Source organism: Chitinophaga sp. (assembly GCF_035564935.1).
In the GTDB taxonomy this organism is placed as follows: Bacteria; Bacteroidota; Bacteroidia; order Chitinophagales; family Chitinophagaceae; genus Chitinophaga.
The window spans coordinates 1-9444 of the sequence record NZ_DATMTE010000916.1; the positions used below are offsets into that span (position 1 = coordinate 1).

The 9444-nt window shown below is 48.5% G+C and carries 6 protein-coding genes; all 6 read left to right on the plus strand.

The window, feature by feature from the left end:
• The first annotated feature begins 70 nt into the window (after positions 1-70).
• Positions 71-442: a response regulator transcription factor gene (locus VN105_RS23865; protein ID WP_325644954.1), complete on the plus strand. Its 372-nt coding sequence runs from the start codon at positions 71-73 to the stop codon at positions 440-442.
• 4 nt (positions 443-446) lie between these two features.
• The gene (locus tag VN105_RS23870) at positions 447-1601 is read left to right on the plus strand and encodes a HEAT repeat domain-containing protein (RefSeq protein WP_325644955.1); all 1155 of its coding nucleotides are present in this window, start codon (positions 447-449) and stop codon (positions 1599-1601) included.
• Positions 1601-3034, plus strand: coding sequence for a glycosyltransferase family 2 protein (locus VN105_RS23875; protein WP_325644957.1), 1434 nt, complete (start codon positions 1601-1603; stop codon positions 3032-3034). The genes VN105_RS23870 and VN105_RS23875 overlap by 1 nt, the downstream gene beginning before the upstream one ends.
• A gap of 15 nt (positions 3035-3049) precedes the next feature.
• The gene (locus VN105_RS23880) at positions 3050-4528 is read left to right on the plus strand and encodes a glycosyltransferase (RefSeq protein WP_325644959.1); all 1479 of its coding nucleotides are present in this window, start codon (positions 3050-3052) and stop codon (positions 4526-4528) included.
• Positions 4529-4548: 20 nt separating this feature from the next.
• Positions 4549-7410, plus strand: a complete 2862-nt coding sequence (locus tag VN105_RS23885) for a tetratricopeptide repeat protein (protein WP_325644961.1) — start codon at positions 4549-4551, stop codon at positions 7408-7410.
• Positions 7411-7431: 21 nt separating this feature from the next.
• A partial coding sequence (locus VN105_RS23890) for a DUF4838 domain-containing protein (protein ID WP_325644963.1) occupies positions 7432-9444 on the plus strand: 2013 nt, incomplete at its 3' end.

The following is a 9444-nucleotide window of genomic DNA, read 5'->3' on the forward strand; positions in this document are numbered from 1 at the left end:
TATAATAAAAAGATCACCACTGCCGAACAATTGAGCACCTGTTTTGTTTAGCGGATTAAATGCAGCCACGATGAGTAAAATTTTGTTAGTAGAAGATGATGAGATAATGCCCAAAATAGTGGCAAGAATCCTCTCTTCTGCAGAGTATGAACTTGACCATGTATCAAACGGGAAAGAAGCATTTGAAAAGCTGGAAACGGCAAATTACGGCTATGACCTGATCATTACGGACATCATGATGCCATATGCCAACGGCTTCGAAATACTTAGCAAAGTGAAAAGCCAGCCTTCGCCTATCCCGGTAATCATTGTTTCCAATGCCGGTAATGAAGATATGATCATGGAAGGCTTTAAACTGGGAGCCGACGATTTTCTGAAGAAACCGATCATACCGGCAGAGTTACTGATCAGGGTCAAAAGATTGTTAATGAAGAATAAATAGCTGCATGTTCGAGATATCCTTTCCTGCCTTCCTGGATCCCGCCCTCACTACATTCAGGGAAGCGCCACTGGCAATCAGGCTGGCAATGATATTTATTATAGTAACCGTGCTGGTAACCCTGCTGGCCTATCTTTCAATTTTAAGAAGCCGCTTCCTCGGTTATCAGCGCCGGAAAAGGCTGGATTACCTCCTGCCAAAGATCGATAACCTTATTATCGATGAAATAATGGCCCACCCGGAAGTGGCTGCCGGTACCCCAGCGAACCAGATCCAGCTGAACCTGGAGGGCTTCGAAGAACTGCCTTTACATAAAAAATGGGCCAGGCAGGCCATCACCAACCGTATTATTCATTTCCGCCACAATGTGAGAGGTAATGCCGGTCATCTGCTGCGCAACCTGTATATCCAGCTGGAGCTGAGTAAGGATACCATGAAGCAGATGAAGTCGTCTAAATGGGCCAGGAAAGTGCGGGCGCTGACAGAGTTCATCGATATGGATATCCCCGTGGCAGACGTAACCATTCTGCCATTAACGAATAGCCGTAACCGTGAGTTACGGGCAGCAGCACGCCATGCTTATATCAAACTCAGTAAAAATGAGCCCTTCAAATTTTTTGATGTGGTAACAGACCCGCTGCTGATGTGGGACCAGGTAGAGCTGTTCCGCATCATTACTACCACGGAAGATATTGCCATCCCCAACTTCGCCCGGTGGATCACCTACTCCTCCAATAAAAGCGTGGTATCCTTCTGCCTGAAACTGATTGTGCACTACAACCAGCTGCCTGCAGTGCCTGCTGTAGTAAAGCTGCTGGACACCAAAGATCATTACCTCCGTGCAGATGCCATTAACTGTCTTGGTAAACTGAAAGTACCCGATGTGGAAGACCGGCTGATTGCCATGTACAGCAGCCAGCCGCTGCAATGCCAGATTGAGATCCTGAAAGCGGTGGGCCGCATCAGCAGCGGGCGCCAGGTTGATTTCCTGAAACAGGAATTTCTGCATTCCACCAACTTCGACCTTCGAAAGGCCGCAGCAAAATCACTTGTGAAAAACGATTGGGTAGCCAGCACCGTAATACAGGAACTGCTCGCCACCGCCGACCGCGGAAGCCTGCTGATACTGAAACATTGTATGAACCCTTTAATTAAATACTGATGGAGGGCATCTTATCATGGCTCGGTACAGCCTATGAAAATACCCTTTTCGTATATGGGCTGATTTTGCTGCTGGTATATGCCCTGCTGGCCCTGCTTTCCATGCTGGCTATACGTTATTATACCAGGAAAGATACCAGGCACCAACTGGATATACTTGCCAGCTCGCCAATGGCGCCGGGGCTTACTATCCTCGCCCCTGCCTTTAATGAAGGCCTTACCATTATTTCCAATGTACGGTCGCTGCTCACCCTCAACTATCCCCGATATGAGATCATCATTATCAATGATGGCAGCACCGATAATACCATGGAACAGCTGATCGCGGAATTCAGCATGGTAGCGGTAGACTTTGCCTACAACGCACGGATCCTGACCCAGCCTGTACGGAAAATCTATAAATCCACCGACCCCGCATACTCTTCCCTGCTGGTAATTGACAAGGTAAACGGTAAAAGTAAGGCCGATGCAGTGAATGCGGGCATCAACATCGCTACCTTCGACTATTTTGTTTGTACCGATGTGGACTGTATCCTTCATAAAGATACCCTGCTGGAACTAGTCCTACCCGTAATGCAGGAGCAAAAGAGCCGGGTGATTGCCGTAGGCGCTACCTTGCGCATTGCCAACTCGTCGGACTTCGACGAAGGGGTGCTGATCCGCATGCGTCCACCCCGGCAGCTGCTCCCACGCTTCCAGGAAGTGGAATATATCCGGTCCTTCGTGCTGGGCAAAATGGGATGGAGCTATATTAACTGCGTGCCCAACGTATCCGGCGGATTGGGCTTATTCGACAAGGAAGTGGCTACCCGCTGCGGTGGCTATGACCATAGCTCCTTCGGAGAAGATATGGAACTGCTTACCCGCATGTGCCGTTATGCGCACGACAACCAAATCGACTATGCAATACGGTATATTCCCAGAACCCTGTGTTGGACAGAAGGCCCAGCCTCTGTAAAAATATTCAGCCGGCAACGTACCCGCTGGGCACGCGGACTAGCCCAGCTTATGTATGCACATTTCAGCATGTTCATGAATCCCCGCTACGGGAAAATGGGACTGATCGTATTTCCTTTTAACTTCTTTTTTGAGCTGCTGGCGCCTTTAATAGAATTTAGCGGTATCCTTATTTATATATACCTGGGGGTAACCGGCCAGGTAAACTGGCCCTACGCACTGATGCTCCTGCTTTTCGTATATACTTACGCCGTTATGATCACCACCATATCCATATTGTGGGACCAGCTCTCTTTCGGCTATTATAAGAAATGGTGGGAAGTGGTGTATTTGTGCCTGACGCCCTTTATGGAGTTTATATTATACCATCCCCTCATCGTATTTTTTTCCCTGCGTGGATATTATTACTTCCTTACCGGGAAAAAAAGTACCTGGGGAAATATGCAGCGGCAGGGATTTGGAAAGAAGAAGAAATAAAGAAAACTGTGTGCTATGCTCAGAACATTTTTTGAAGGAGGTGTATTTATATATGGCTGTGTACTGCTATGCATGTATGCGGTACTGGCATATATGTCTTACCGCGGGATTATCCGTTTTCGCAAAAAGAGCAGTTTCACTGATTACACCCACCTGCTGGACTCGCCTCTTACACCGGGCATTTCCGTGATAGCGCCCGCTTTTAATGAAAGCGTTACCATTATTATGAATGTGCGGTCGCTCCTAACGCTGAACTATACACGCTACGAAGTGATTATCGTCAACGACGGCAGTACAGATGATACCCTGGAAAAACTGATCCGTGAATTTGAGCTGGTGCCCGTGGATTTTGCGTATAATGAAAGAATTGTAACGCAACCTGTGCGACAACTGTTTAAATCCACCAATACCGCCTACGATAAACTACTGGTAGTTGATAAGGTAAATGGTAAAAGTAAAGCCGATGCGGCCAATGCGGGTATCAACGCCGCTTCATTCGACTATTTCCTGAATACGGATGTGGATTGTATCATTGAAAAAGACACACTGCTGCGTATGATCAAGCCATTCATGGATGAAGAGCATAAGAAAACGAAAGAAGTAGGCGAACCTTGTCCTCAATGCGGCTATGTGCATGTGGTGGAAGACAGCCGCCAGGTAATAGCTACCGGCGCCACACTCCGTATTGCCAATTCCACGGAAATTGACGAAGGGGTGATCATACGGGTACGCCCACCCGAAAAAGTACTGCCCAGGTTCCAGGAAATGGAATATATCCGGGCATACGTACTGGGTAAAATGGGATGGAGCATGATGAATAGTGTGCCCAATGTTTCCGGCGGATTGGGTTTGTTCGATAAAGAAGTAGCCATCAAAGCCGGGGGTTATGACCATGCCTCCTTTGCGGAAGATATGGATATTGTTACCCGCATGTGCGCCTACATGATCGATAATAAACTCAAATACGCCATCCGTTACATTCCTACCACCCAATGCTGGACAGAAGGTCCCCCGAACATGAAAGTGTTCAGTCGGCAGCGTACCCGCTGGGGACGGGGACTGGCAGAGATCATCACCATTCACCGGAAAATCATTTTCAATCCCCGTTACAGGAAACTGGGGCTGGTAGTACTGCCTTACAACCTGTTCTTTGAATTTCTGGCGCCAATTATTGAATTTACCGGCATCCTTTATTATATCTACCTGATCGTTACACACCAGGTGAACTGGCCTTATGCACTTATACTATTACTGTTTGTATACCTGTTCTCCGTAATGATCTCCACACTCGCCATCTGCTGGGACCAGCTCACCTATGGCTATTATAAAACCTGGCGGGAAGTGATTTCGTTGTCGCTCATGGCATTCTTTGAACCGCTGATCTATCATCCGCTGATCGTATTTTTTGCATTGCGTGGTTACTGGTTCTTTCTCACCGGGAAAAAATCATCGTGGGGAAATATGCAGAGACAGGGATTTGGAAAGAAAAAATAAACTTATAAAAGATAAACTAAATGGCTGTATTAAAACATCTGTTAACCGGAATACTGGTGTGTTGGGCTTTGCAAACGCAGGCGCAGATCATTAAACAGAAAAATAATGCAGAAGCCCTGTATGACCAGGCTGTTCAGGAAACAAAACTGCAACACTACGATAAAGCCATCAGCTTATCGCAGCAGGCTTTGAAAGCGCAGCCGGATTTTATTGACCAGCAATTGCTGCTCGCACGGCTGTATTTGCTCACCAAACAATACGACCTGTCAAGAAAGTATGTAAAAGAAGTGCTCCTTAAAAATCCGCGTTACCGCGATGCTTATTATTATGCCATCAACGTGGAGCTTACCACCGGGAAGTATGCGGAAGCAGAATGCTATGCAGATGAAGCCCTGGCTTACTTCCCCGGCAGCCGTGAGTTTATGTTAAAGAAGCTGGGTATACTGGATCTGCAGCACAAAGTATACCGCGGTAATGAGCTGGCAGAAACCATTATGAATAAATACCCGGAAGATACCACGGTGCGGAATGCCTACGTAGAACACTACCTGCAAAGCGGCAAATATTACCAGCAACTGGGCAATAGCGGCATGGCCCGGCAAAGCTACGACCGGGTGCTCCTGGCAGATCCCCGTAACCAGGAAGCCAGGGAAGCCAGTCTTGGTGTGGCATTGAAAGGAGGCAATTATCAATCGGCCCTGGAACAGGTGAATGATGCACTCACTGCACATCCCGGCAGCTACGACCTGCTGATGCGTAAACTGGGCATATTGGAAGACATGCATGCTTACGTAGAAGCCCTGACCACCCTGCAGGAAATACAACGGCGGTTTCCAGGCGACGCCAAAGCCCGCACACAGGAAACTTCCCTCCGCATGGAAGCTGCTGCTTACTATGCTAACATGGACCCCTATACGTTGTATGGAAGTGTATTGGAAAAAAATCCCGGTAACCGGGAAGCGCTGGATAAAGTAATAGGGTACAGCATGGCCCGGGGCGCTTACCAGGAGGCACTGGCATGGATCAACCGTGGGCTGAAAGCAAACCCTAACGACACCCGCCTGTTATCTTTAAAAATGGATGTACTGGAAGGCGACCGTAAGTATAGCAGCGCGGCAGCACTGGCAATGATACTGTATCAGCGCGCTCCCAATCATGCGCTTAAAGAGAGACTGGTGCAACTACAAACTGCCACCGGCCGCGAATACCTTGCGCAGCAGCAGTACGACCTGGCCCTGGCTTCATTTGAGTCGGCCCTGCAGGTAAGCCCGGGCGATTCTTCGGTGCTTCACCTGCTCGCCAATACCTATATCTCACAAAAAAATACTTCCGCTGCATTAAAAGTACTGGACCAGGCACTCACCTATTACCCGGCCAATGAATCTTTCCTGCTGAAAAAATCAGGCGTACTCGCAGATGCAGGCAGGTATGAAGAAGCCGCCGCTATCGCCGGTGAACTGGCCGCACAGCATCCCGCTGATGAACGCTTCAGCAGCAACTTTGCCGACATGCACCTGGCAGCCGGCCGTAATTTAATGAGGGCAGAAGAATATGACCTTGCCAAACAACAGTTTGAACAGGTGCTGAACATACTACCCTCCAACCAGGAAGCGCTTGATTATATGATTAACATGCAAAGCGCTACAGGTAAGCCTGACAGCGCACTGTACTTTGCAGATAAAGCATTGAACTATTATCCCGGCAACCGCGATTTTTTATTGAAAAAAGCCTCCGTATTACAGGATATGCACGCGTATAATGAGGCCGCTGCCATTACAGGCAACCTGGTAAACCGCTATCCATATACCATCAGATATAAGAACGCATATATCGCCAGCCTGACGGCTGCCGGTTTAGATTACCAGCGTAACCAGCAGCCCGACAGCGCACTGGCAATGTTTAACCAGGTATTGGCGCTGCAACCCAAAGACTCAATGGCATTGCTGTACAGTATCAATATCCTGAACGGGCAACAGCGTTACGACAGCGCACTGGCCTATACCGCGCAGGGAATAAAATATTATCCAGGCAATGAAACCTTCCTGATGAAACGGGCCATCGCCCTGGAAAATAAAAAAGATTTTGCCGCTGCCGCACTGGTAGCAGATTCTGTGGCAAAGCTGCAACCAACTGCCGTGAACACCGATTATCACGATTACCTGGAAAGTAAAACGCTGAAGAACCAGTTCGGGTTATACTACCTCAACTCCAGCTATGATTATATGTCCGATAAATATAACATTGCTACAGTAGAGTACCGGCATTTTATAAAACGGGGCTCTTATGCAGTACAACTAAACTATGCAGGCAGGAAAACCGGTAACGGCCTCCAGGGATTAGCGGAAATGTATTACACGCACTCGCCGAAACTTTACTCTTACGGGATGCTGGCCTATTCCAATAAAACCGTATTTCCCCAGTTGCGGGCAGCTTACTCCATATTCAAAACCTTTAAGAAAGAAATAGAAGTGGAACTGGGCGGCCGTTACCTGAACCTGGACAGTACGACCAGTTTTTCCGGCGTGATTTCTATAGCCAAACCCTTTGGCGATTTCTGGGTAAACCTGCGTGGATATGGTATCAGCGAATCCGGTGATTTCAATACCTCGTTTAATCTTACCACCCGCTATTTTATGAACCGGCGACAGGATTACCTGCAGTTGGTGGCAGGCTTAGGTACGTCTCCGGACGACAGGAGCCGGCTCATCAACTTTCCCAATCTTACAGGATTGCTTACACATAGTATTGGCGCGGGTTACCAGAAAGTGATCCGCTACCGCACCACCCTGGGCCTTTTCGGCACCTGGATCAATCAAAAGATCAGCGACAGCGGGTATCAGAATCAATACGATATTTATGTAACGCTTCAGCGGAAATTTTAACGGACTACAATGTGCAGAATTATGAATAGCTTTTTGTTGATGATCACTACGTTGTTATACAGCGCGTGCCTGCCTTCGGCAGAAGAGATCAGACTGGTACGCCAGGGACATAGCGAATATGTGATTGTGCTGCCGGAACAGGCTACCAAAGCAGAAAGCAAAGCGGCGGGAATTTTCCGCGATTATATCCGGCGTATATCAGGCGCTTCATTGCCAATAATAACTGAACCACAGTATAAAGACCAACCGGCGGTATTTATCGGGAACACCAGTCATAGTGCAGGCCCTGCAGAGATCCGCGGCGAAGGCTTCTTCACCGGCAGTAAGAACGGTCATCTCTTTATCCGGGGCGGCAGCGGCCAGGGTGTGGTATATGGCGTATATTATACATTGCAAACGTATATGGGTTGCCGTAAGGATGCAGGCGGGCCTGCAGCCGTGCCAACGCTGAAGGATATACGTTTAAGCGGAACGATCTCAGATCTGCAGGAACCCGCTTTCCTTTACCGGGAAAGCTACTACCCTCCTTCTATGGATGCTGAATACCTTGCCTGGCATGGACTGCACCGGTTTGAAGATCTGTGGGGAACCTGGGGGCACTCTTTTTTTAAAATCCTTCCGCCGGATACTTACTTCAAAGCGCACCCGGAATATTATTCAATGATAAACGGCAAAAGACAGCCGCAGCAATTATGCTTAAGTAATGAAAACGTATATACATTAACGGTAGAGTGGTTTAAAAAAGCAATAGCCGCTAACCCTGATGCCATGTATTGGTCTATAGCCCCGCAGGATGGCGGCGGCGGTTGCACGTGCGACCTGTGTCGCAAGACTGATGCCGGAGAAGGCGGCCCCCAGGGATCACTCATCCGCTTTGTAAACCGGGTAGCCAAACAATTTCCCGGGCAGCGCTTTACAACACTTGCATATGGCTACACGGCCAAAGCGCCGCTGAAAACAAAGCCTGCAGATAATGTATATATTATGCTCAGCACTATTGATGCTTTCCGCCAGGAGCCCTTATCGCAGGCGCCTTCCTCAGCAGGTTTCCGGAAAAACCTGGAAGACTGGGAAGCCATTACCGGCAACCTTTTCATATGGGATTATACCACGCAGTTCACCAACTATCTCAATCCATTCCCGGATTATAGTAACCTGTCGTCCAACCTGCAATATTTTGCCGCACATCATGTAAAGGGAGTGTTTTCACAAGGTAGCGGCGAAACTTATGGCGACATGGCAGAATACAACAGTTACGTACAGGCGTCCCTGTTATGGCAACCGCAGGCGGATATCAAAAAGATCAGCAGCGACTTCCTGAAAGGGTACTATGGCCCCGCGGCGGCGCCCATGGGCCAATACCTGGAGGCACTGACAAACGCGGTTAAAAGCACGCATGCTGTACTGGACATATATGGCAATCCCATTTATTCATCAAAGGATTATTTATCGCCGGCGCAAATGGACCAGTATTCCGGCTTCCTGGATAAGGCGGAAGCGGCGGCGGGGAATGACCCTGTTTATCTCAAACGGGTATATAATACCCGCCTGTTCCTGGAATATGCAGTGTTGCAGCAATCCCGTTTTTATGGAGCCGACAAATACGGATATCTCCAGCCCGATGGCACTGTGAACCCGCGGTGGCCGCAGCGTATTCAAAAATTTGTGGCGCAATGCAAGGCAGCCGGCGTAAAAGAGCTTTCTGAAGGAGGCTTGTCGCCCGACGCCTACGCACAGGAATGGCAGGAGCTGCTTTCCCGTAAATGGATAAAAAGTCTTGCATACGGGGCACCTGTTACCCTTGTAAATCCCTACACACCGGAGTATACGCCCAAAAAGGAGCGCACGCTCACCGACGGGTTAACCGGGGGAAACGACTTCAGTTATAACTGGCTTTTCACTTATGGCAAGGATATGATTGCCACCATTGATATGGGCGGCAATAAAACAGTACGCCAGATCAGTATGAATTTTCTGCAGGATGCACGTCATTATATATTCAACCCTTCCCGGGTAACAGTGGAAACCTCCCTG

Coding starts and splice junctions, on each gene's coding strand:
- VN105_RS23865 (WP_325644954.1), top strand. CDS start 71: ATGAGTAAAATTTTGTTAGTAGAAGATGATGAGATAATGCCCAAAATA.
- VN105_RS23870 (WP_325644955.1), top strand. CDS start 447: ATGTTCGAGATATCCTTTCCTGCCTTCCTGGATCCCGCCCTCACTACA.
- VN105_RS23875 (WP_325644957.1), top strand. CDS start 1,601: ATGGAGGGCATCTTATCATGGCTCGGTACAGCCTATGAAAATACCCTT.
- VN105_RS23880 (WP_325644959.1), top strand. CDS start 3,050: ATGCTCAGAACATTTTTTGAAGGAGGTGTATTTATATATGGCTGTGTA.
- VN105_RS23885 (WP_325644961.1), top strand. CDS start 4,549: ATGGCTGTATTAAAACATCTGTTAACCGGAATACTGGTGTGTTGGGCT.